The following is a 22589-nucleotide window of genomic DNA, read 5'->3' as shown; positions in this document are numbered from 1 at the left end:
GCTGGCCTCCGGGCCCGGCATGACGGTTGCCCCCTGTCGAAGGCATGACCTGGGGGGTGGTGTCACCGGGCCCGGGGGTGTTCGTCGGAGACGCTGATGAGAGGTCCGGCCACCGCCCGGTCCGGCGCGATGCCGGACAGTTCGCGGGCGGCAGGTCTGCATAACGTGGATGCGCGAGCACGACACCCGAGCTGGGGCCGGCACCGTCAACACCGCTGGAAGGGCAGCATGTTCGAGATCGACAACGTCGGTGTGTTCCTGGGCCTGGACGTGGGCAAGTCGGCCCACCACGGCCACGGACTGACCCCTGCGGGCAAGAAGGTCTTCGACGAGCCGCTGCCCAACAGCGAATCCAAGCTGCGGGCCGTTTTCGACAAGCTGACCGCGAAGTTCGGCACCGTCCTGCTGATCGTGGACCAGCCCGCCTCCATCGGCGCCCTGCCCCTGACCGTCGCCCGCGATGCCGGCTGCAAGGTCGCTTACCTGCCCGGACTCGCCATGCGCCGGATCACCGACCTCTACCCCGGCGAGGCCAAGACCGACGCCAAGGACGCCGCGGTGATAGCGGACGCCGCCCGCACCATGCCGCACACCCTGCGGTCCCTGGAGCTGACCGACGAGATCACCGCCGAACTCACGGTTCTCGTCGGCTTCGACCAGGACCTCGCCGCCGAGGCCACCCGCACGTCCAACCGGATACGAGGCCTGCTCACCCAGTTCCACCCCAGCCTGGAACGCGTCCTGGGCCCCCGCCTCGACCACCAGGCCGTCACCTGGCTGCTGGAACGCTACGGCTCCCCGGCCGCCCTGCGCAGGGCCGGCCGCCGCAGACTCGTGGAGCTGATCCGCCCGAAAGCCCCCCGCATGGCTCACCGGCTGATCGACGACGTCTTCGACGCCCTCGACGAACAGACCGTCGTCGTCCCCGGCACCGGCACCCTCGACATCGTCGTCCCTTCCCTGGCCGCCTCGCTCGCTGCCGTCCACACCCAGCGCCGGGCGATGGAAGCCCAGATCAACGCCCTGCTGGAGGCCCACCCTCTTTCCGAGGTCCTGACGTCGATGCCCGGCGTCGGCGTCAGGACCGCCGCTGTCCTGCTGGTCACCGTCGGCGACGGCACCGGCTTCCCCTCCGCCGCCCACCTCGCCTCCTACGCCGGCCTCGCCCCGACCACGAAGGCGTCGGGCACCTCGATCCACGGCGAACACGCGCCCCGAGGCGGAAACCGCCAGCTCAAACGCGCCATGTTTCTGTCCGCCTTCGCCTGCATGAACGCCGATCCCGCCTCCCGCGCCTACTACGACAAGCAACGCGCACGCGGCAAAACCCACACCCAAGCCCTCCTCCGCCTCGCCCGCCAACGCATCAGCGTCCTGTTCGCCATGCTCCGCGACGGCACCTTCTACGAGTCCCGCACGCCCACGGACGTCGAGCTCGCCGCATGACCCCAACAAGACCAAATCACCCCAACCCCGACACAGGCGCCTTGACGAAGGACATGGAGGCACCCCCCCGTCCGCAGGCTCACCGGATCAGCTGACCGGCTGAGCCTGGGAATGGGCCTCGTGCCAGGCGTCCCAGATGTCGCTGCGGAGTCGGCCTCGCGGTGGCACGTCCATCCCCTGGTCCTTGGCCCACCGCCGCACCTCGGCCACCGGCGGTGTCGGCGCGGATTGTGAGGGCTCCGGTCGGTGGCGCGCGGGGACAACGGGCTGGGCGGGCGGCTGGAGCAGGGTCTCGGAGGTCGTGGCGGTGAAGCCGCGGCGTTCGAGGATGCGGCGCCGCTTGTGGTGCATGCGTTCCAGCCAGGGCACGTCCGCGTCGAGGTAGTCGTGCGCCTCGACGTGGGACTTCTTCGACTCGGTGTTGCGCATGATCCGGCCGACCTGCTGAATCACCCGTCCCTTGAAGGAGACCGGGCTGGTGAGGAACAGGGTGTCGAGCCTGGGGGCATCGAATCCCTCGCCAGCGAGCTTGTCGATGGCCAGCAGCACCAGCGGGGTAGTCGTCTCGTCGGCCAGGCGGGCACGGACGCGGGCCCGTTCGGCCGAGAGCATGCCGCCGTGCAGGAGCAGGGGTTCGATGCCGTGTGTGGCGAGGGCGGTGCCGAGTTGGTGGAGGTGTTCGACGCGGTTGGTCAGGGCCAGGCTGCATCGTCCGCGCCGGGCGGCGTCTGCGATGTCGGCAGCGATCTGGGTGTTGCGGTCGGAGTTCGCGGCGAGTTCGGTGTAGATCGCCTGGAATGAGGCTCCGTCGTTGCCTGGCTCGTCGGTGGTGAACGGGGTGGGGTGGACGATGAGGTGCTTCGCGAAAGCGCTGGTGTCGGCGATCTCGTGCCGGATGGGTCCGCACTGCATGGTGATCAGCGGATCCATCTGATCCGCCCGGTATGGGGTTGCCGACAGGCCGATCCAGCGTGGGGCGCGGGCCTTGCGGATCGCGGCTTCGGCGCCCTGTGCGCCCACGGCGTGGCACTCGTCGACGACCACCAGGCCGTAGCCGTTCAGCAGGCCGTCTGGGGCGTCGCGGTGGCTGAGCGTCTGGAGCATGATCAGGTCGACCACATGGCCGCGGCGGTCCTTGCCCGCTCCCAGGGAACCGACGCGGCCCTCGTCGAGTTCGAGGAATGTGGCCAAGCGGTCCTGCCACTGGGACAGCAGCTCGGAGCGGTTGACGATGATCGCGGTGGGCGTCTCGTGGTGGGCGATCAGCGCGCAGGCCATGACCGTCTTGCCCGAGCCCGGCGGCGCTACGAGCACCCCGCTGGTGTGGTCCCTTACCGCGTCGACCGCGCGGGCCTGCACGTCGGTCAGCTCGCCGGTGAAGCGGGCGTTGATCGGCTCGACGTCCGCGAGTTCGCTGGTGACCGTGAGCGTGCCGCCGGCGACGGCGATGAGCTGGGCCGCTTCATCGCGCAGGCCACGCGGCAGCTTGATCCAGTCCGGGTCGGTGGCGTCGAAGGAGCAGACTAGGCGCGGGGTATCCCAGGTGGAGTACCGCTGGCTCTGGCGGCGGTAGAACTCCGGGTTGTGGAACGACGCCGTGTGCTGGAGCGCGGCTACCAAGGCGGTCGGCAGGCCCTTGGTGGAGATCGCGAGCATCGCCGACAAGCGCGCCTCGACGACCTCGGGGGCTTTGCCCAGAGCGCGCCGCCGGGACTTGGGCGGCAGGACCGGCGCGGTCGCCGACGGGCCCGCCTTGACCTCGCCGAGCTTGTCAACGAGCGCCTCGACTTGGGTCGGGGAGAGCCGCTCGATCGTGGACAGGCGGGCGAACTGGTCGGGGTACGGCTCCCAGGTCTTCGGGGCGCAGAACACCGTGGTGCCCTTGAGTCGGGAGGCCCCCTGCAGCGGGAGCGCGATCAGGTTGCCGAACCGGGCGTTGCCCTTGGCGTTCGTCGGCAGTAGGTCCTGGGCGGGGAAGAGCCGGTCGTAGCTGGACAGTGTCATCTGTCCGCGGACGTCGATCGCCCGGCGAAGAAGCGCCATCCCCAGCGTGCGGGCGGTAACCGCGGCGACGGGGGCGGCGAAGAAGGTCCATACGTGGGCGCCGGCCCCGGAGCGGGAGACCTCGAGCAGGGCGGGGACACCGGCGTCGTGGCAGGCGGAGGCGTAGGCGGCCGCGTCGCCGCGCCAGTCGCTGCCGTCCTTGCCGTCGAAGTCGACGGCAAGGAGGCGGCAGGTGTCGTCTGCCAGCAGTGGGTACAGCCCCAGGTGGGTCTCCCGGGCGCCGGGCTCGGGGTGGGAGAGGTGGTTGTAGACGGCTCTGTCGGTCAGCGGCCAGAACACCCGCTCGGCATCGTTCTTGTTCTTGGCGAAGGGGTTGTCCTCTGCGGGGCTCCAGCCCGTCCGGCCCGTCTTCGCGCTCACCCACCGGGTGGCGTAGACATCCTCGCGGCCGGCGAACAGGGCCCGGAACAGCGCGATCTTTGCCTCCGCGCCGGAGGTCGCGTCCGCGTACGGCAGCCCGTGCCCGCCTTCCGTAATGACCGGTGCGGGAGGCTCGGGGACCGGGGGCAGCGCCCGCGGCGCGTCGGCTGCGGGAACTCCCGGGCGGCTGCGCAGGCGCAGGTTCTCGGCGCGCACCTCGGCGAGCTCCGCGCGTAGTGCGACGATCTCTTCGAGCGCCACATCGAGGCGGATGCGCAGTTCGGCCAGGTCGTTACAGTCGTGCCAGTCCTCCACCCCTCCATGATCCGGATTCGCGTCCGTGGAGAGGCCGTTTTCGCTTAGATTCCCACGGGGTGATCGAGCCGATGGCCTACCCGTCCGGCGCCGGTCCGCCGGCCGCCCAGGCTTGCGTGGCCCCGAGGTACCGGCAGGTGGCGATGCGCGGCCAGCCGGGACGCGGCGGCATCCGCGTCCCGGGTGCGGACTGCCGGTTCCAGGCGCGCGAACCGCGGGGCTTGTCTGTCCCCTTTCAGCCGCGTGGCCGGGGCCATTTCTCCCGCAGCCACGCCAGGTCGGTCTCGGCGCGGATGCGGGCCGCTTGCTCACGGGTGAACACCGCGTTCGTCTTGGTCAGGACCAGGGTGTAGGGGCGTCCCTGACGCCGGGTGGTGTGGGACACGGGCAGGCCGGCCAGATCGATACGACTGTGGATGTGGCGGCGCCGGTCCTTCGCGAGCGGCCAATCCATGACCCGACGGGTGCGGGAGGTGAGGAAGGCGTCGAGGTCGGGGCAGAGGCCGCAGCCGGACCGGCAGGTACCGGCCGGGGTGAGTGACCAGTCGTCCGCCGCGCGTACGGGGCGGGTAACGGCCGCGGTGAGCCGGGCCTCGCAGTGGTCGGCGAGCGTCTGGAAGGCGTGGGCCGCGGGTGCCCCGTCTCGTACGGTCGTCGGTCGGCGGGCCGCGGTGCGCAGGGCTGGGAGCAGGCATTCCAGGGCGGTGTCCGGCAGGCCGCGCAGCGCTGTGACGATCGTGCCAGCGGTTTTCGGGTCGCACGCCTGCAGGATGCGGGCCAAGGGAGCTCCCAGCCGTTCCATGCCCGCGCGGCACTCCGCCTCGCGGCCCACGTCGAGCCAGCCGGTGAGCTGCTGCTCGGCCGCTTGCCAGACGCCTTCGACCAGCGGTGCCGCCACCGCGTCTCCGTCACCGTCAGCGGTCCGCAGCGCGGCACAGAGGCCGGGCAGAGACTCGAGCCACGCTGCGCGATCCGCCCCGGTGTACGCGGCGACCGAGCCGAACCAGCTGCCGACGGCCCCGCGCGACCACGTCCGCCCGTACCGTGCGGCCGCTTCCGCAAGATCGGGGACGTGTCGCTCGCTCAGGGTCTCCACCCCGAAGGGCGCAAGGAGCATCGCGGCGGTGTCCGCTTCCTCCAGTCCCGCCGCGACGTGCAGGGCGGCAGTGAAGAGTGGAGCGGCCGCTTCGCCCGAACCGCGATGCTTCCAGATCGGGGCGAGCGACCGGGCGAGCGTACGCGCCAGCTCCAACTCCCCGGTGTCCAGGTGGCCCTGGAGTTCTCGCAGGGCTCCCTCGGAGCCGGCCTCGGCGCGTGCCGCGAACGAGCGTTGCCGGGGCCAGAGCACCACTGCGGCCCGCCGGTACCAGCGGTCCAGGGTGTTGCCGTAGTTGCCCATGTAGCCCTCGTACTCGGACTGGTAGGGCGTGAGGTCCTTGTTCTCGGTGGTGGCGCACACCTCGGCGTAAGAGACGGGCAGGGAGATCTGCTCACCGTCGGCGCCATCGGGGCGGGTCCACCAGTCGAGGGTGATCTCGTCGTCGATCAGGTCGCCCAGCTCGTAGTCGGAGAAGTCGCCACTGCGGCGGCGCTCGGCCCCGGGCTCCCCGTCGGGGTCGAGGAGGCACTCACCCTCGCACTCCTCGTCCTCGCAGCCGTCGAAGTGCTCAACATCGCCGTAGTAGTCAAAGCGGTCGTAGGGCGGTACGGCGTCCCAAGTCTCTTTCACCTCGGCCAATGCGAGGACCGCCTCGCAGCCTGCCTGCCCGGCGGCCTGGCGGAGCAGAGCGGCGCGAGTGGCGTCGGCACCCTTGAGGCGGTCCCAGTCCAGGCCACGCTGGGTGTACTCGTGGTCGAGGAGGTACACGAGGCGGTTCGGGGGCGCCGTTTTCTGGCGGCCGTAAGCGTAGCGCTCTTCGGCCGGCTCGGTGAAGTGTTCGGTCAGGCAGTGGGCCAGGTCGGCGGCCGGGCCGCCGTCGTCCTCGCCGGCCGGGCGGGTGCGTTCGGCGAGGAGGTTCATGGTGAGAGTGACGCGGTAGCCGGACTTGACGGGCTTGACCTCGTGCAGGCAGTCCGCGTAGAAGGCAGCGAAGGTCAGCTTCTCCCGGGACGCCTGGTGTACGACGCTCCGGCCGGCGTGCGAGACTACGAGTTCGCCGCCGGTGTGGTGCGAGGGCAGCGAGACCACCAGGGTGCCCACCATGGAGTCGTCCTTCTCGGAGTCCTGGTGCGGCAGGAAGAACTGGCCCTTGCCGTAGACGAGCAGCGCATGCGGTTCGGCCCGCAGGACGGTGGTGGGCGGCAGACCGAGCGCGGTACGGACGCCGTCGAGGACGCCGCTCAGGGTGCGGTCCCAGTCGGGGCCGCCCAGGGTGATCCGGTCCGGGGTGATCTCCCAAGTATCGCGCACGCTGGTGTCGGCCAGGGTCTGCTCACCGCGGCCGAAGCGGGCCTGCCGGGCCTGCGCGATCAGCTTCTTGGTGACCGGAGCGCGCAACGGCAGGGGCAGCACCCCGACGCCGTCGACCTCGATCCGCAGCGCGCGGGCGGACATCTCGCTGCGGGTACTGAAGTCCCCGCATCGCTCCGAGGCATCGAGCAGCTTCGCCAGTTGCTTGCGTGCTCCGTGTCCCATGGTGTTTCGTTCCCCTGGTCGGCAGCGTGCCGTACGGCCTGTCCCGGAAACCCTAGCGCTGCTGGAAGTCCCTATTCTCAGATGGCAGAACGGCCTTGACATTCGGGGCACCCGCGCAGGTTCAGGGAAGGCCCGGGACCGGTGGGGCGTTCAGCGGGGTGATCAAGGGGGCGGTTCTGTTCCCTGTGGAGATCGACCTCAGCCGGATCTTAGGCGGTACCCCATCCCGGTGCCTACGCGCGGGGATGTCGTGCGGCGAGCTCTCTGAGCGGCCGCGCCGACGAACAGCCCGGCTTGCGGCGGCGGGAATCCCGGATCGCCAAGGACGACTGACGGGCGCCAGCGCCACCAGTCGTGCGAGCCGCACCTCTGGCCGGCTGCTCACGTCATCGTCCGTCGCGCCGTTCCGGTCCGTCGGGGCTCCATCCCTTGAGGTATGGCTTCAGTTCCGCCGGCGTGGGCTCACGCGTGTGCGGCATTCCTGGAAGCCGGGTCAATGAGCACTGTGCATCGTGAAGTTGCTGGTCACGGGCCTGGTGTGCGTAGGGTTCGGGATGCTCGTGCTGGTGGCGGACGGATGACTTCGGCGAAGATCGTCGGTCAGCGGGCGACTTCCCGGTTCGTCAGCACCAGCAGGGCCCGCACGAGGAACGCGCCGCCGGGGGAGCGTGAGTGCAGGGCTTTTCGCAAGGCTCGTGCCTCATACCGGGGACATTTCACTGCAGGAAGGCTACGACGGGCGCGGGGAGAAGATCCCGCAGATCGGTGATCTGAACGTGGGCGGCATGGGTCGCGGTGAACTGGGCGACGGACATGCTCGGCGGGCCGAAGACCGTGGTGAAGGTCCGCAGTGCCCCTGGGGTGCGGTCCAGGGCCCAGGCCGCGGTTGAAGTGCTGGTGGTCAGGAAGCGGCGGGGCTCGGGGCCGATCACGAACAGCTCTGCCCGGCGGCCGGAGGTGTCGGCGGCGAGCATCACGAGGTCCTTGAAGGTCTGGCGCTTACGCATGGCGTCCGCGCCGCGCCAACGAGCGAGCTTGAACTCCGCGATGCGCTGGTCTGTCTCCACGTCGTACGGGCGGCTCGGGTCATTGCCGGCGCCGAGGGAGGGGCGGACGGTGATGTGCTCTCCTTCCCCGAGGATGTGGGGCAGTACGAGGAGGATGCCGCAGGCGTGGATCAAGTCGTTGATCCGGCCCAGGCTCTCGCGGACCGTGAGCGCTGAGGCAAGCAGCTCCGGAACGACGTGGCCGTCCTCCGCGACCCGCATGACATCTATCCCGTCGGCGCCCTTCAATCGGTGCTCCAGCGAGGCCAGGGTCTGAGTGAGCGGCTGGCGGCTCAGGAAGTCAGCGAGGACCCCCACGGCGGTGCTCAGCCGCTCTGCTTCTTCACGGTCCGGGTGTCCTGAGGAGGTGTCCATGACGGACAGTCTGGTGCTCCTCTCGCAGAAGCATGAGGCCTGCCCCGAGTCACAGTGCGCGGGGGTCCCGCTTGTTGCCTTGGACGCGGACCATGAGCACGGTTCATGAGCGGGGCGGCGGGGCCCAACGTGCCCGATGTGGGCAAGAACAGGGGAAGCCCTCGTTCTCCGTCAACCCCGCCATGATTACCTCCGCACGCGCCCAACGACTGCTTCGGGAGATCCCGCCCGATCGTGTACTCCTGGAAACCGACGGCCTTTCACCCGCCACCACGGCAGGCCGAGCCGCCCGTCCGACCTCCCCGCTCTCCTGCCACGGCTGGCCGCCTTGTGGTCCTTGGACAAGGACGGGGCCCGGCGCCGGCTGAACACCAATCAAGCGGTCTTCTTTCCGCCGCCAACCCCGCCCTGAAGGGGGCCGGGCCGACTCGTCGTTGATGCCGACGGCCGCGTCGACGGCTTGGTCGAACAAGTTCTCGCCGAGCTCGGGGTGGAGGGTGCCCGCGATGCCGGCGCTCCGGCCAGGAGCTCCAGGCGGTCCGCGGCGTCGTATCCATCGTCGCGGGCGGACGTAGCGGACGTGCGGGCCGCCGAAGGAGCCGCGGACGTGTGCGGCCGATGTCGGTGTCCACGGAAGAAGCGGCGGGTCTCGGCAGCGAGTTCGACCTGGTCGCGGCCCGCTCCTGGCACCCCTGCGGCATCCTCTGGGTCGTCACCGAGATCGACCGCGGAGCTGGAGCTGCCACCCGCCCTTGAACGCAACCCCATATATCGAGCATCCGTTCGCTCGAAGAACATTCATGCGTGACTGATAGTGCATTGTCAGTGACGTGCTGTATACCGATCGGCTGTGAGTACTACTCAGGAAGCCGCCAGATTCGCTGGCCATGCGCCCACTCAGTCCGCCGCACCGGAGTCGCCAGGCGACTGTCCATCGGCGGAGGGGACAGTGGAGTCACCAGACGTCGTGCTCGCCAGCGGAACGGGCCTGCGGAGCTCAGCGGACGACTACGTGACGGTGGAGTTGCTGTGTGCTGCCTTGGCGAGGATCCGGCTCGGTCGGCAGCAGGCGGATGCCGGGCACTTCGGGTCTGCTGAAGCACACAGTCCATTGCCTCGCGCCTGGCGTGACGCCCGGGGGCGGTTGTGGTGGAAGGCGCAGGTGCTGGGGTCGGACTGGCCTGGCAACGACCTTGAGCTGTTCGAGTGGTGCCGTCGCCCGCTGGGGTCCTGGCCCGTTCCGCTCTCCCTCGCCGACGGTGATCTCGAAGCCGTCCTGCTGGACCAGGATGAGCTGTCAGAGTTCGCCGAGCAGGCAGCCGATCTGGTCCGGCACGCAGACGTCGAGGCGGAGTTGGTTCAAAACCAGACCTTCGCGGCGCTGATGTCGTGCGCTCGGATGAACGGTGACGACGAGGAGGCTGTCCAGCGAATCTACTGCCGCCTGCGGCGCCTGCTGATCGATCGCCCCGTGCTGAGCGACCGCGACGTCCACGCATTGACTCGAGAGCTGCCGAAGGCGGACGCCGACAGCGACTCGTACCTCGCGAAGTTCGTGCGCACCGCGTACATCCTCCATCCGGTCGAGAGTCCGGGGAAGGTCCGGCTGAGTCGCTGTCGGGAGTGCCGCAACCCGGTCGACGACGGGACGAGCGGCTGCGGCACTCCAGGGTGCGACGGAAGGCCAGAGCGGTTCGAGGTGGCGTGTCTGGGCGGGTACTGGACCCAGCACAGGGCGACCCGTCAGTTCTTCCACGACCCTGGACTGCTCGAAGGGCGGCTGCTGGACCGGCTCGCCGAACTGCCGGCGGACCGGGTTCGGGCTGAGCCGTGGCCGTGTCTGGACGCCTGGGACGCGGCGTTGATCTTCGAACCGGTGAGCGCCGTCGGGGGGAGGGAATGCTGGGCGATCGACGCGAAGGACTGTGCGAGCCCCACCCTCCTCGCCAGGGGGTTCCGCAGCGATCCCCGTGTGCCGGCGCGTCGGCGCATCATCGTCGTCCCGATGCACCGCCTCCAGACACCTGGCTACCTCACGGATCTGGAACGCGAGCTCCAGGGCCGGGCCGCCGGAGTCGAAGTCCTCGATGAGAAGGCATTCCTGCGGCAAGTCCGCATCCGCGCGACCAAGGTGGGAGGCGCACGATGAGGGACACCCGTTCCTGGAGCACCTCGCTGGTGAAGGAGCTGGATGACGAGTGCGTCCGGCCGATGCTCGGCCCGCTCAAGCCGTGGGAGCTGTGTGCCCTCGAACTGGGGCTGTCGTTCCTGGCCGATCACATGCCGGGGCGGGGCATCGGCGCTCTGTGGCCCGTGCTCGCCGGGTACATGCGGTTGGACCCGGTGCTCGACCCGCAGATCCGGACTCTGCGTGAGCTGATGGGCCCGGTTGCCAAGACCGGGACGATGCGGGAGAAGCTCGACCACTACGTAAAGCTCCCCGCCCAGGTGCGCGGGTTCGAGCCAGGCGACATGGCGGGGCACAAGGCTGAACTGTCGACGGTGTTCAGCCGGCGCCCTTCCCCGTACGCCGCGGCACGCCATGACGTCTACCGGCAGAAGCTTCAGGAAGCCGCCCCCTACAAGGCGGGGAACGGCTATCGGCCGGCGCCGCCTGGTTCGACGTGCTCTTTCGAGCGAACTGACGGCAGCTGGGAAAAGATCCGTATCCCTGAGACGTTCGTCCCTGCGCCGGCCCCGCCCGAGCTGGCGGCGACGGCCTTCCGAACACGGGAGCCGATTCCTCTCACCATGGAGGATTTCAAGCGGGCTGCCGCCGAGATGGACGAGCTCCCGGTCGCTCACCCGGAGATCGAAAACCGGAACTTCGTCAAGCGGCTGAAGCAGATGGAGGCCCTGCTGGCCGACCATGCGGGAGGGCGCCTCCTGGAGCAGCCACAGGAGATGGTCATCGACGGTCTGTGGCACGTGGTGGGCCTGATGAACAGCGGAAAGTCCACACTGCTGGACATGATTGCCTACATCGTTGCCCAGCGCGGGGGCAAGGTGGGCTTCGTGCTCGCCTCGGGTAGCGACATGTACGCCAAGGTCACCTTCCTGCAGGCGCTCGGCATCAACACTGTCCCCATCTTCGGACGGACCCGGGAGGGAGTCCACAAGGACCGCTACTGGCGCTCCCTCCTCCACGACGGCGCTACCACCTTTCCCACCGGGGCCGATGCTGGAGCAGCGTTCGCCGACGACCAGTGCTACGTGGAGGAGCTGCGCCTGACCAGCAGGAGCGACCGGGCTCCGCTCCCGAGGGAGGAGCGGCCGTGCAGGGGCAAGCTCTTCGTGGACGGCCAGCGCGGGCGCCGGGACTGCCCGATCCTTTCGCGATGCCCTGCCCACGCAGCGGCTCGCCATGTGGCCGATGCCCAGGTGTGGGTGACCACGGCTGCCGGCCTGACTTCCACGATGATGCCGCAGTCCCAGATCGAGGTCCGCGTCGCCGAAGCGGCCCAGCATCACCTGGCCGTTCTCCTGCTGGACGAGGCCGACACCGTGCAGCAGCAGTTCGACGACCGATTCCTGCTGCACGAGATTCTCTCCCAACCCGGCCGGGGCTGGAGCCATCGCGTGGGGGATCGGATCGGACAGCACTTGGAGCACTCGTGGTTCCTCGTCCTGCGGGACCCCGAGGTGACGGCGGGCGAAAAGCACTTCCGGCGCCACGACCAGGCGCTGACGGAGCTCTACCGGCTGATGATCGACCCGGGAGCCGACCACCTGCGCGCGATCATCGCCGAGGGACCGTTCACCGGATACAGCCTCCTGCGGCGCCTGTCCCGAAGCCTCCATGGCCTCGGCGAGCGCAACGACTTCGCCCGCAAGGCGGAACTGGAGGAAGCCGCCGACCGGTACTTCGAAGAGAACTTCGAGCCGCTGGTCACCGCCCCCTTCCAGGTGCCCGCAGAGAACTGGGCCGAGCTGATCGAGGCCATGACAGCGGCCCACGACACTCCCCTGTCGGCGCAGGAGGCCGCCGAGGCGTGGATCGCGGCCCATCTGCCGGTACTCGACGGCATCACGGCCCGGGGCACGGCGGCGGAACTCGCGCAGCTGCTGCAGGGCGGCTTGTGGGCCGCGCGCATCACCACATCGTTCTTCGAGGTCGCCCAGCGTCTGCCGGCCATCAGCCCGTCGCAGATCGGTGACGGCGACGACTTCTGGAGCCGCCAGCCGCCCCGCGACCTGATGTCCTTCGTGCCCGAACAGGCCGCGGGCAATCTGATGGCACTGCAGTGGCAGCCCAACCCCGCCGGCGACAGCGGGTCCTTCAGCATCCTGTGGTTGCGTGGTGTGGGCCGGTGGCTGCTGTATCACCTCCATGACCTCCTGGAGGCCGAAGGGATCCAGGGGCCTAACGTCGTTCTGGCCTCCGCCACCAGCTGGATGCCCGCCTCGCCCCGCTTCCACCTCGACGTCACCCCGAACCTGGTCCTGCGCGAACCCGAGAAGGCCAGGGCGGCGCTGCTGGAAAGCAAGATGTTCTTCCGTCCGCCGCGCTACCGCGACGGCCGCCCGGTCTTCACCTCGGGCACCGGAGGTAACCCGACCCTCCACGCGCACGCCCTGTGCGCGTCCGCCGAGTGGATCTGCAATCCCGCCCCCGGTGCGCGGGAGTCGCTGCTCCAGCAGGCCCGTCAGCGTCTTGCCTCCGACCGTCAGCAGGTCCTGTTCACCGTGCAGAGCACGCGGGACGCTCAAACCGTCGCCGACTACATCAACCAGAAGACCCCGTACACGGCCCTCCATGTCATCCGCGACGACGATCCGCCCACCCGCCACAGCATCCCCCGGCGGCGTCTTGCCACCTTCGCCGCCTCCGGTGCCGACATCCTCGTGGCAGCCGAAGGCGCTGTTCAACGCGGCCACAACATCCTCAACGCCCGCCGCGTCGCGGCCCTCGGCGCCGTGTTCTACCTGGCCCGGATCCATCCGCCCGCCGACGACGCGACCTTCCCGCTCTCGCTCCTCAGCCGCGAGGCGATGCGCCGTCTTCGAAATCCTGCCGACGTCACTCTTGACCACGCCGATCCGGTTGACCTCGCGCGCAAGCTCCGCGGCAGCGAGCGTCGCCGCTGGCAGCGACGGGTGGGCGAGCCCGTCCTGTTCACCCGGCTCACCGACCCCATCGAGCACGCCGCGTTCGTCGGCAACTTTCTCGTTCCCCTCCACCAGACCCTCGGCCGTGGCATCCGCGGCAACGAGCCCGTGCTGGTCTACCTCTGCGACGCGGCCTTCGCCCCCCGCACCGCGAACCTCGACGAAACCGCCCCGGACACCGCCCGTACCAGCGTGATCGTCGCCGCGCAGCAGCTCCTGCACGGTTGGCTCACCGACCCCGGCCCTGCAGCCACGGCCTCCGAGCGGCTCGAGCACGAACTCGCCAAGGCCTGTTGGGGCCTGGCTTCCCATCTTCTCGACAACATCGACTGGGGTCACCGCTGATGCCCGCCTACCGCAGCACCCAAGCCACCGTCCTCACCTTCACATCGGAAGCCACCTGGCCCGTCACCGGCTATCGAACGACCTGCCCGCCGGGGATGCTCGCCCTCCTGGAGAGGGCGTGGGATACCCGGCCCGGCCGTCGCCCCCGCGGCGGGCCCGACTACCTGCCCACCCGCTCGCTGAGGGACCTGCTCACCCTCATCGACCCCGACATCACCTCCGTACAGACGAATCCCCGCGATCCCGCATGGCTCCGGGCCCGGACCGAGGTCGACCCGGACCTCCTTCTGATCGCTCTGTCGGCATGGGCCTCGGCCCGCGTGGCACCCCACATGCCCGACACCGACTGGTACAGCCAACTCGAAGGCGCCGGCCAACTGGAGTGGATCCCCGAGGAACTCGACCTCGCCCGCCACGACCTTCATGCCAACGGCACCGCCAACCCCCCCGAGCCACGTCTTCAACCTCCTGCCCAGCCTCGTCGCCGAGCACCTCACCAGCAACGGGCTCCAACTTCTAGGACACCACCGCGACCTGCGGCTCGGTCCCACGCGCGCAGACGGCCGCCGTACCCTGCACCTCGGCGCACCCGAGACCCTCACCGACACAGACGGCTCGGCCGGAGCCAGTGTGGACGTCCTGACCTTCCACCTCGAGACAGTGCCCGGCGTCCCCGAAGTCCACCTCCACGTAGACCTGAACATGACACGCCTCGCGACGCGCCCAGTCGAGTACATCCCCCGCCGCGGATTCAGCGACCCGACCGCCAGCGTCCTCCTGTCCGCCAAGGAAGGATTCGTCCACCGCCGCGAGCGGCCCATGCTCCTGCAGAGCGGAGTCACCATCCAGCGGCGCGGGGAGAGCAGCACCTGGACCTGGGAGCCGGGCGTCGCCGAGATCCTCGCTCGCCTCACCCACCACCAGCCACCCAGCCTCGACCAACTGCGCACCGCGCCCGGCGACGCGGCAGCCCAGCCCTTCGCCGCCCACCTCGTCCACAGCACCGGCATGACCTACCGCTGCCCCGACAAGGACGGCGCCCCGCCGGTGCGCTCGGTCCACGACCACCCCGTCGGCCACGGTTACCAGCCCCGCGACCACATGGAGGTCCTCACCCGGGTCGCCCACCAGCTGGAGGAGAAGGGGCTGGCTCCGCTCGCGCCCACGCCCAAGGCCCGGACCCGCGCCAAGGCGCTCCTGCCTCTGGAGCTGCCCGACGCCCCTACCTACGAAATCGAGGTATGGGTGTCCTCCGACCGGACCTGGCAGGGCCTGCAAGTCGCTGCCGCCGCGAAGCTCGGCCTGGCCCCCGGCCGATCCACAGCGACTTCCGCCGGCTTCACGGGGCCGATCAACGTCACGCTCCACCGCTGCGACCCCCGGGACCTGACCGCCGGCCTTCCCCGTTCCACCAACCCCGACAAGGCCGTGCGACGCGCCGAGTACGAAAGGAGCGAGACCGAGCGCGCCACGAGGATCGCCGAAGCCTTCCCCCGCCTCGCCGAACCCATCGCCTGCATCGTGGAGATGGAAGGAGCCGCCTACTTCTCACGAACGCGCCAAGGCGATCCAAAGAAGCTCTTCAAGAAGACCCTCCCGGCTCTCCGCCGGAACGTCCAGTGCCTTCGCCCGATCGCCCCGGCCAACCCCAATCCCGGCAAAGCCGCCCTCACCAAGCGCTTCGCCGACACCGATTTCGCCACGAGCGACATCGAACGCGCCGCCGCCGCCCTCAACGACGCGCTCCGCCAGGCCGGCCACCTACCCAAGATCGCCGTACCCCAGGGCATCGACGGCGCCTTCGAACTGATCACGGTCTGGCTCGTCCCGGCGGGCGAACGGATGATCGTGCCCATCCTCATCCGGCAGCACACCCACGAAGAGCCCACCGCACAGCTCATGCCCACGCCCGGCAGCCCGACCGAGCACCCCATGCCGCTGACCGCACTTCCCGAGGCGCTGACCGCCGGCCGCGGACGCGTAGCCACCCGCACCTCACGCGCGGCCCTCGCCGAGTTCATCACCGGCGCCCTGGCCCTCGACTCCACAGCCGACCGGCTCCTGCTCGTACGCCGCGCGCGGACGAGCGATCGGGAGATCTGGCCGTGGCTGCAGGACAGCCGGATCGCCTTCGCCCAGCTGGTCCTGCCAGGGGTCGGCATGACCGACCCCGCTGTGACTCCGGCGATCCGAAAGCCCGGCGACCAGCCCGGCCTGCGAATCATCCGGCTCCGGGAACGAAGCGACCGCGACGCGGTCCCCCGGTCCTTCGGAGTCACCGAGGAGCTGGTCAGGACCGGCGAGGAATCGGAAGAGCTGGTTCCTGTGACGAGGTACGGGCGGTTCTCCGGGGTCGTCCAGGTCGGAGAACGCGCGTTCTGGGGCATCAACCCCCGCTCGGCCCAGAACCAGACCGCGCTCGGCGTCACCAAGCTCGACCCGGCCGAACCGGGCAACCGAACCAAGACCTGCTCCAACCCGACTTCCCTGGAGATCGTGCCCGCGTTCCTCCAAGACGGAGACAACCCCGCCGACTGGGCAATGTATGTCCACGCCCAGCGACGTCTCCACGCCCACACGACGATCGCCACCACCTGGCCAGCCATCGCCCACCTCGCCGAACTGATGGAGGAGTACATCCTGTAATCAGCGCGGCGCACATGACGGCGCTCGGGCAGCTCCCACACGGCCGGGCTGAGAGGGTGTCAGCCCGGCTGGAGCCCCTGTAGGACCTGCTCCGCCAGTCTCCGTGCGGGAACCCGACGCGGGTCCGCGGGATCGGCGTAGGGGCCGAGGGTTCACGGTGACGAACAACGTCATCAGCTTGCCGATCTTCTCGCGCGCCGCCATTCGGCCCGTTCCCGTCCAAATCGTTCGGGACGGCCACGCACGGTGCGCTCGATCCGCGCTCTCATCCTGTGTCTGGCGAGGGAGAATCCCGGGTGGGGGTATCGGCGCATCCACGGTGAGCTGCTCGTCCTGGGCGTGCAGGTGGCCGCCTCCACCGTGTGGGAGATCTTGAAGGATGGCGGGATCGACCCGGCACCCGAACGCGGCGTAACGACCTGGGCCGGCTTCCTGCGCTCCCAGGCCGATGCCCTGCTGGCCTGCGACTTCTTCGAGACCATCACTCTGTCCGGGACGCGGCTGTACGTGTTCGCGGTGATCGGGCACGTCGGCCGACGCATCCGCGTCCTGGGCGCGACGGCGCACCCGACCGCCTCCTGGGCGGCGCAGGCGCCCGACCACTGCACGCTCTGCCCCCACCGATCACCGCTTCGGAGCAGCTCACCCACCTCGACATACGCCGACGTGACCGCCTCGGCGGCATCCACGAGTACCGACATGCAGCCTGACCTGCACGGACGAGATCCTCGGCAGGGACAGGGAGCAGTTCACCGAACGCGACCGCACCGGGCAGCGGGCACGGAGCGCGAACTGCGTAAGGATCAGGCGGCCTTGAGGCGCGCCGCGATCGTCAGTGCGCGCTGCGCCCGGCCAGCGGTCATAACCCAGTCCAGGTCGCCCGCCGTCGTGGGCGGGGGCCAAGAAAGTCACGAGGGTTGGCGTACGCCTGACCGTGGTTCCGGGGACGAGGTAACGGGCGCTCTGCCGCCTCATAGCTGGTCGAGAGACGCGACCCCGGCTGCCATGGCCTTCTGGGCACCGGAGGCCAGGCTACCTGGGGCGCCGATGCGGCCCAGGGCGTCCCACTGCTCGGGGGTGACCAGAACATCGATCTTGGCCCGGCCGTAGGTAGCACCGGTAAGGTCGTCCAGCGCGGCGACGGCCGTGGAAGCCGACGGGTTCGCGGATTCCTGAGGCCCTGTCGCGCCGAACTCGGAGGTGTCGGAGCTCTTCAGGGCGAAGAGACCAACGGGTTCCCGTTTTCACGATGGAGACATACCAGCTGATCCACTCGTTGCCAGACGGGCTTCGCGCAACGGGAAAAGTCCGATGCATCAGGCGATTGGGCGACCTAGCATCGCGGGCATGGCAACACCCCTTCCGCTGATGGTCTATCTCGACCTGAACCACTGGTATGCCCTCGGAGACGCACTCGCGGGCAACCCGCAGAACCCCGACCACGTCATGGCTCTGAAGCAGTTCCAGGGCCATGTCGAGCGGGGAGAGGTCATATTTCCCCTCTCGACCGTGCACTACATGGAGTTGACCGAGAATCCCCGCGACGCTCACCGCGAGCGGGCGGCGGACGCGATGGCCTTGTTGTCCAGGTTCGTGACCATGGCACCCGGGTCTAAGATCGTCGATGAGGAACTGGCGCTGGAGCTCAACCGCCAGCTCGGCCGCCCCGCCTTCCCCAAGAAGGTGACGAAATTCGGTATCGGCGTGGGGTTCGCGTTCGGCGAGGCCAAGCGGATGGTGCTGAACGGAATCACGGAGGAGAACCGCCAAGAGCTGGAGACCCGCCTGGGGATGTCAGTGTCGGAGTTCGAGGCCTCGGCGAACGCGACCACCGAGTACTGGGTCCTGAGGGGGCCACCCGGGACTCTTCGGTCCGCGATCCCGGATTATGACCCCTATGCGGCCCGGCGCGTCGCGGACGATCAGCTCGCCAGTTTCAGCGTCATGATCAACACACTGCGCACCGTCCCGGAAATCGCTAAGCGATCGATGGACGCCATTGTCGCCCGCCAGCTCAGCTTCGACATCATCGACAACTACACCCGCGCGCTCATGAGCGCCGGCTTCGTGAAGCAGGGTCCGTTTCACAGCCGGGACGATCTCACGAGTTTCCTGATGGCGCTTCCGTCCCGCAAGGTCGTCACGATGATGCACTTCCACTATCTCAAGGACGTGCACCGGAACTGGACGATCAACGATCTGCGCGACATAGCCGCGCTGTCGATCGCGATTCCGTACTGCGACGTGGTCGTCACGGATAAGAAGGCGTGGGACACCGCGGTCAACCGTTCCCATCTCGACAAGGAGTTCAACACTCCGATCTTCAGCAGCCTCACCGACCTCGCGAAGCACCTGACAGTCTGATCGTCCTGTGTTCTCCGGCGGCATGCCGCCGGAGACCAGCGCTGGTCAGGCCTGTGTTGGGTCCTGTTTAAAGCGGTGCGGATGATGAGCCGCTTGGAGATACTTCATTGCGGTTGCATCGCCGAAGCCCCGCGCAAGACACCGATGAGATGCGTCAATGCACCAGCCGGGACACGCATCGGCCTCCACCAAGACCCTTGACGGCCTCAGTGCGTTGTGGCAAACCGGATCTCGTTCGAAGCCCGCGGGGCGGGTGACCATTCGGACAGAGATGCCGATGCGGTCGTGGGCATAGAGAAACGGGCCCCCTGGTAGTGACGTGGTTGTTGAGGCCGGTCAGGAGCAAGGAGACCCGTTGTCGGACGAGTTGACCACTTCTGCTGTGCCTGCGTCCACCGCGGTCACCCTTGGGTGTGACTGCTACGTGCACAGGTTCGGTTCGATCGCTGCGGGGCGGCGGGCAGGCTGCTATCCGAGTGACATGACGGATGCGGAGTGGGCCGAGGTCCGCTCCGTGATGCCGGTGCCGGCCTGGCTCCTGAAGCGTGGCGGACGCCCGGAGGCGTTCTGCCATCGCGAGATGCTCGACGCGGTGCGCTACCTCGTCGACAACGGTGTGAAGTGGACGGCCCTGCCGGTCGACTTCCCGTACTGGCGGGCGGTCTACGACTTCTTCCGCCGCTGGCGGGCCTGCGATTACGCGCGTGAACTCTACGAACGCCTGCGCCGCACGACGCGGGAACGCTCAGGGCCCAACGCCGAGCCCAGCGGGGGAATCATCGACAGCCAGTCGGTGGACGCCTCCGAAACCGTAGGTGACAGTCGCGGATACGACGGCGGCAAGTCACGCGACGGCCGCAAACGTCACATCCTGACCGATACCGAGGGCCTGCTCCTGGAGGTGACCGTGACCACGGCCGATGTGCACGACTCCAAGGCCGCCCCGGCGCTGCTGGAGGCATTCATGGAACAGCCGGGCCGGCTGCTGAAACTGGTGTGGGTCGACAGCGCCTACCAGGGTTCGGCGCTGTCGAAGGCGTTCGCCCGACATGGTGTCCGCATCGAGGTCGTGCGGCGCTGTGACGGGCAACGCGGATTCGTCGTACTGGCCCGCAGGTGGGTGGTGGAGCGCACGCTGAGCTGGCTCTCCCGCTCACGCCGCCTCAACCGCGACCACGAACGCCGCCCCGACCACCATGCCCAGATGGTGTGGTGGGCGGCCACCATCAGGCTGTCCCGGCGCCTGGCCGCAGACGCTCCGCGCCGGCCGGAGAAGCGTCCCGAGCGACTGCTTCCGGCGTCGGCATGAATCGTCCGTCCTCCGCCCGCACCAGCCAGCCCCGCTTCTCCAGCACATAGGCACGGTGACGGATCTTCTCCACCTCGTTCTTGATCTCCGCTTCCCGGCCCACCGCACGTGCCAGCTCCACCCCGTTCACCGGCTCCGAAGCGGCCACCACCGCAGCGAACACCTCCCGGTATACACCGCTGAGCACCTCCTCACCCATGCCCGGCAGCCACACCGGCGGCCGCCCGCCATGCACCGGGCCTGAACCGTTCGACCCCCCAGCGGCAGCCACCTCACCACCAGACGGCACAGAAACCGGCGTAGTCACCGCGCTCTCCTCGGCCAGCACCGACACGAGTTCTTCCCGCCCCACCCGGGCCCGCTCGACCCGCTCCCGCGCGGCATCCACCTCCACCTGAGCCTGCTCCAGGACCTCCGTCCAGGACTCCAGCTCCTGCCTCGCCCGCACCTCACGCCGTTCCATCAACCCCAGCACCGACGGCATCACAACCTCCTCGATCAACAACAAGCCGCCCGCTGCCTGCCCCTACCCCTCCACGACCATGCCCCGCACACGAAGAAACCCCTGCTCATCGAACAAGGACTCCCTTTGCCACAACGCACTCACACGAGTACGCCCAGTCCCCGACGCGGAACAGCGGCGCGGGAGCGGTCAGCCGGTTCGCCATCAGTACCTCGATCACCTGGCCGTGCGTCAGGTCCGCCCGCGAATGCGGTGGCCGCAGCCCGTCGACGATCCCCGCGACGTCCAGCCGACGCAGAAACTCGGCAGCGACAGGCAGAGCGCCCAGGCGCTTGGTCACCACGGACTCCATCACGACCTCCACGCGAGGGCGTTCCGTCCGCCCGGACGACACTCCGGGCCGTCTACGAGACGGTCCTCAAACCAAGCGGTTGGCTGCGGCGACTGCGGGTCGGGCAAGGGCGGCAGAGCTCGACCTGATTCCTCGGCGACGGCAGCCAACCCCAAAGCCCCTGCTCCCGCTCTCCCGACTCAGGGCGGCGTCAACCTGAAAGACCGACAGCGAACTTCCGGGCTTCCTGCCCCTCAGGAGCGGACAGGCCGTTCTCAGACCTCCCGGGGATCTTGCTGGTCGAGCGCGGCCAGCACGCGAGCCGGATCGTCGATCAGATCGAACAGCCCGCTGGTCCGTCGCGCCCACTGCTCTGGATCCTCTCCCTCCGCGAACGCCGCAGCCGACGCGAACTGGTCCTGGAGGTTGACCGGCAGTCTGCCAGCCAGGAACGCACCGAGCTCTCGGCCCAGGACGGCTCGCGACGAAGACGGCCGCATGAAGCGGGCCAGCTTGCCGGTCGCCGGGACGACGGTGCCGCTCACGCCCTCGAGAGCCGCGACGGCATCGCGCACCCAGCCGCCATCCCAGGCGTCGGGGAGCGGAACAGAGATCCGCTGAACGCTGGCGATCGCGTCCCTCCCCAGCGCGAGCGAGAGCCCTCCCGGATCCTCGTGGAAGTTCAGGTAGCGGGCGACGTCGACGCCCGGCGGGCAGACCTCGTCGAGCACGACGTCGCCGACGAAGTTGCTGGGGTCGACGAGCCACCCCTCCCGCACCACGACGGATGGCTTCAGACGGACCCGATACAGATAGAACTGGCTGCGCTGGTCCGCCTGGTCGCGGATCCGACGCAGCATGTTGTGGACAGCGGCCTCGTACGTACCGACGTGGAGGGCCTTCGCCCGCTGGCGCGCGGCCCACGCGGAAACCCGCTGCTCTCCGCCCATCCTCCTGCGGGTCTCGGGAGTCAAGACGGCTGCCGGGTCGAAGTGCCGCGTCGGCCAGTCCGGCTGCGTGCTCGTGTGGTACCAGGAGAACTGCGCGACCCTCTCGTCGTCGAGCGCCGGGTCGCCGGAGTCGAGCGTCACCCGAGGCGAGTTCTCGTGCCCGCAAGCCGTGCCGCAGCCGGGGCAGGTCTCCTTCACCTGCTCCCACCGATTGATCCAGTCCAGATCGACGACGAAGCGACGGCCGCAGCCGCCGCACAGCATCTGCCGGTCGCGCGAGAAGTCGATTTGCCGTTCCACGGCACCATTCTCTGGGAGCGTCCGACGGAGAACCAGCCTCAGCCGAGGTCTCGAAGCTGCCGGAACTCCGCTTCCGCGGTATCTGCTTCGTCGCGGAGCAGGCAGACGATCTGCTCCGCGGACCTGCTGGGATCCTCGGAGCGCAGCTCAGCAGCGCAGCGAACGCCGTACCACTTGCCCGCGAAGGCCATCTCGGCGTTGAGCAGGGACTCGAGCATGGCAGCGAGAGAACTGCTCATGCTTCAATCCAACGGGCGGATGCGCCTGATGCGACGAGACCCCGGCAGATTCGGCTGGGTCTCGTCGCGCTCCGAGGATCCGTTCCCTACAAGACGTTCGCCGTCTTTACGCTCGTGTTGCTGACCGGCACGTCGATCCGGTCCCGAGCGACGACGACCCCGTCCTTGACGACGTAGCACTCGACGACGTGCTCGCCCTTGAAGTCCGAGTGCTCGATGCGGACCCCCGCGCTTGCTCGAGTCGACGATCTGGCCGCGGATCTTGTCCCGCCGCTCGGCTTCCGGACCACGA

General features: G+C 69.0%; 15 protein-coding genes. 7 read left to right on the top strand and 8 right to left on the bottom strand.

Annotation, left to right across the window (positions count from 1 at the left end):
• Positions 1–228 precede the first annotated feature (228 nt).
• Positions 229–1446 (top strand): IS110 family transposase, encoded by a 1218-nt coding sequence (locus ACGF2Y_RS10550; RefSeq protein WP_392944928.1) that lies wholly within the window; start codon positions 229–231, stop codon positions 1444–1446.
• An 87-nt stretch (positions 1447–1533) separates the two neighbouring features.
• On the opposite strand, the gene ACGF2Y_RS10545 is transcribed toward ACGF2Y_RS10550, so the two are convergent.
• From ACGF2Y_RS10545 to ACGF2Y_RS10535, 3 genes are all read right to left on the bottom strand, one after another.
• A complete protein-coding gene (locus ACGF2Y_RS10545) occupies positions 1534–4185 on the bottom strand; it encodes a DEAD/DEAH box helicase family protein (RefSeq protein ID WP_392944926.1) in 2652 nt (883 codons plus the stop codon).
• Positions 4186–4420: 235 nt separating this feature from the next.
• Positions 4421–6820, bottom strand: a complete 2400-nt coding sequence (locus tag ACGF2Y_RS10540; protein WP_392944924.1) for a 2OG-Fe(II) oxygenase — start codon at positions 6818–6820, stop codon at positions 4421–4423.
• 716 nt (positions 6821–7536) lie between these two features.
• Positions 7537–8241: a PE-PGRS family protein gene (locus tag ACGF2Y_RS10535; protein WP_392944922.1), complete on the bottom strand. Its 705-nt coding sequence runs from the start codon at positions 8239–8241 to the stop codon at positions 7537–7539.
• Between the two features lie 609 nt (positions 8242–8850).
• On the opposite strand from ACGF2Y_RS10535, the gene ACGF2Y_RS10530 reads away from it, so the two are divergent.
• The 6 genes from ACGF2Y_RS10530 (at position 8851) to ACGF2Y_RS10505 (ending at position 20014) form a co-directional block, all read left to right on the top strand.
• The gene (locus ACGF2Y_RS10530; protein WP_328435279.1) at positions 8851–8997 is read left to right on the top strand and encodes a hypothetical protein; all 147 of its coding nucleotides are present in this window, start codon (positions 8851–8853) and stop codon (positions 8995–8997) included.
• A 94-nt stretch (positions 8998–9091) separates the two neighbouring features.
• Complete coding sequence (locus ACGF2Y_RS10525; protein WP_392944920.1) at positions 9092–10390, top strand: hypothetical protein; 1299 nt, start codon at positions 9092–9094, stop codon at positions 10388–10390.
• Positions 10387–13695: a hypothetical protein gene (locus ACGF2Y_RS10520; RefSeq protein WP_392944918.1), complete on the top strand. Its 3309-nt coding sequence runs from the start codon at positions 10387–10389 to the stop codon at positions 13693–13695. Before ACGF2Y_RS10525 ends, ACGF2Y_RS10520 begins: the two co-directional genes overlap by 4 nt.
• A gap of 423 nt (positions 13696–14118) precedes the next feature.
• On the top strand, positions 14119–16341 hold the full coding sequence (locus ACGF2Y_RS10515) for an RNaseH domain-containing protein (RefSeq protein ID WP_392944916.1): 2223 nt from the start codon (positions 14119–14121) through the stop codon (positions 16339–16341).
• Positions 16342–17688: 1347 nt separating this feature from the next.
• On the top strand, positions 17689–18705 hold the full coding sequence (locus ACGF2Y_RS10510; protein ID WP_392944914.1) for a hypothetical protein: 1017 nt from the start codon (positions 17689–17691) through the stop codon (positions 18703–18705).
• Between the two features lie 481 nt (positions 18706–19186).
• Complete coding sequence (locus ACGF2Y_RS10505) at positions 19187–20014, top strand: IS5 family transposase (protein WP_392944912.1); 828 nt, start codon at positions 19187–19189, stop codon at positions 20012–20014.
• Here the strand turns inward: ACGF2Y_RS10505 and ACGF2Y_RS10500 are convergent.
• From ACGF2Y_RS10500 to ACGF2Y_RS10480, 5 genes are all read right to left on the bottom strand, one after another.
• Complete coding sequence (locus ACGF2Y_RS10500) at positions 19932–20498, bottom strand: hypothetical protein (RefSeq protein WP_392944910.1); 567 nt, start codon at positions 20496–20498, stop codon at positions 19932–19934. The genes ACGF2Y_RS10505 and ACGF2Y_RS10500 overlap by 83 nt on opposite strands.
• Positions 20499–20583: 85 nt before the next feature.
• Positions 20584–20817 (bottom strand): DUF4277 domain-containing protein, encoded by a 234-nt coding sequence (locus tag ACGF2Y_RS10495; RefSeq protein WP_392944908.1) that lies wholly within the window; start codon positions 20815–20817, stop codon positions 20584–20586.
• A 266-nt stretch (positions 20818–21083) separates the two neighbouring features.
• A complete protein-coding gene (locus tag ACGF2Y_RS10490; protein WP_392944906.1) occupies positions 21084–22058 on the bottom strand; it encodes a hypothetical protein in 975 nt (324 codons plus the stop codon).
• 38 nt (positions 22059–22096) lie between these two features.
• The gene (locus ACGF2Y_RS10485; RefSeq protein WP_385959995.1) at positions 22097–22297 is read right to left on the bottom strand and encodes a hypothetical protein; all 201 of its coding nucleotides are present in this window, start codon (positions 22295–22297) and stop codon (positions 22097–22099) included.
• A gap of 86 nt (positions 22298–22383) precedes the next feature.
• Positions 22384–22587: a hypothetical protein gene (locus ACGF2Y_RS10480; RefSeq protein WP_392945339.1), complete on the bottom strand. Its 204-nt coding sequence runs from the start codon at positions 22585–22587 to the stop codon at positions 22384–22386.
• Positions 22588–22589 lie beyond the last annotated feature (2 nt).

This window comes from Streptomyces sp. NPDC048142 (genome assembly GCF_043202835.1).
Classification (GTDB): Bacteria; Actinomycetota; Actinomycetes; order Streptomycetales; family Streptomycetaceae; genus Streptomyces.
Note: the sequence above shows the minus strand (reverse complement) of the source record. Positions and strands in the feature narration are given on the sequence as shown.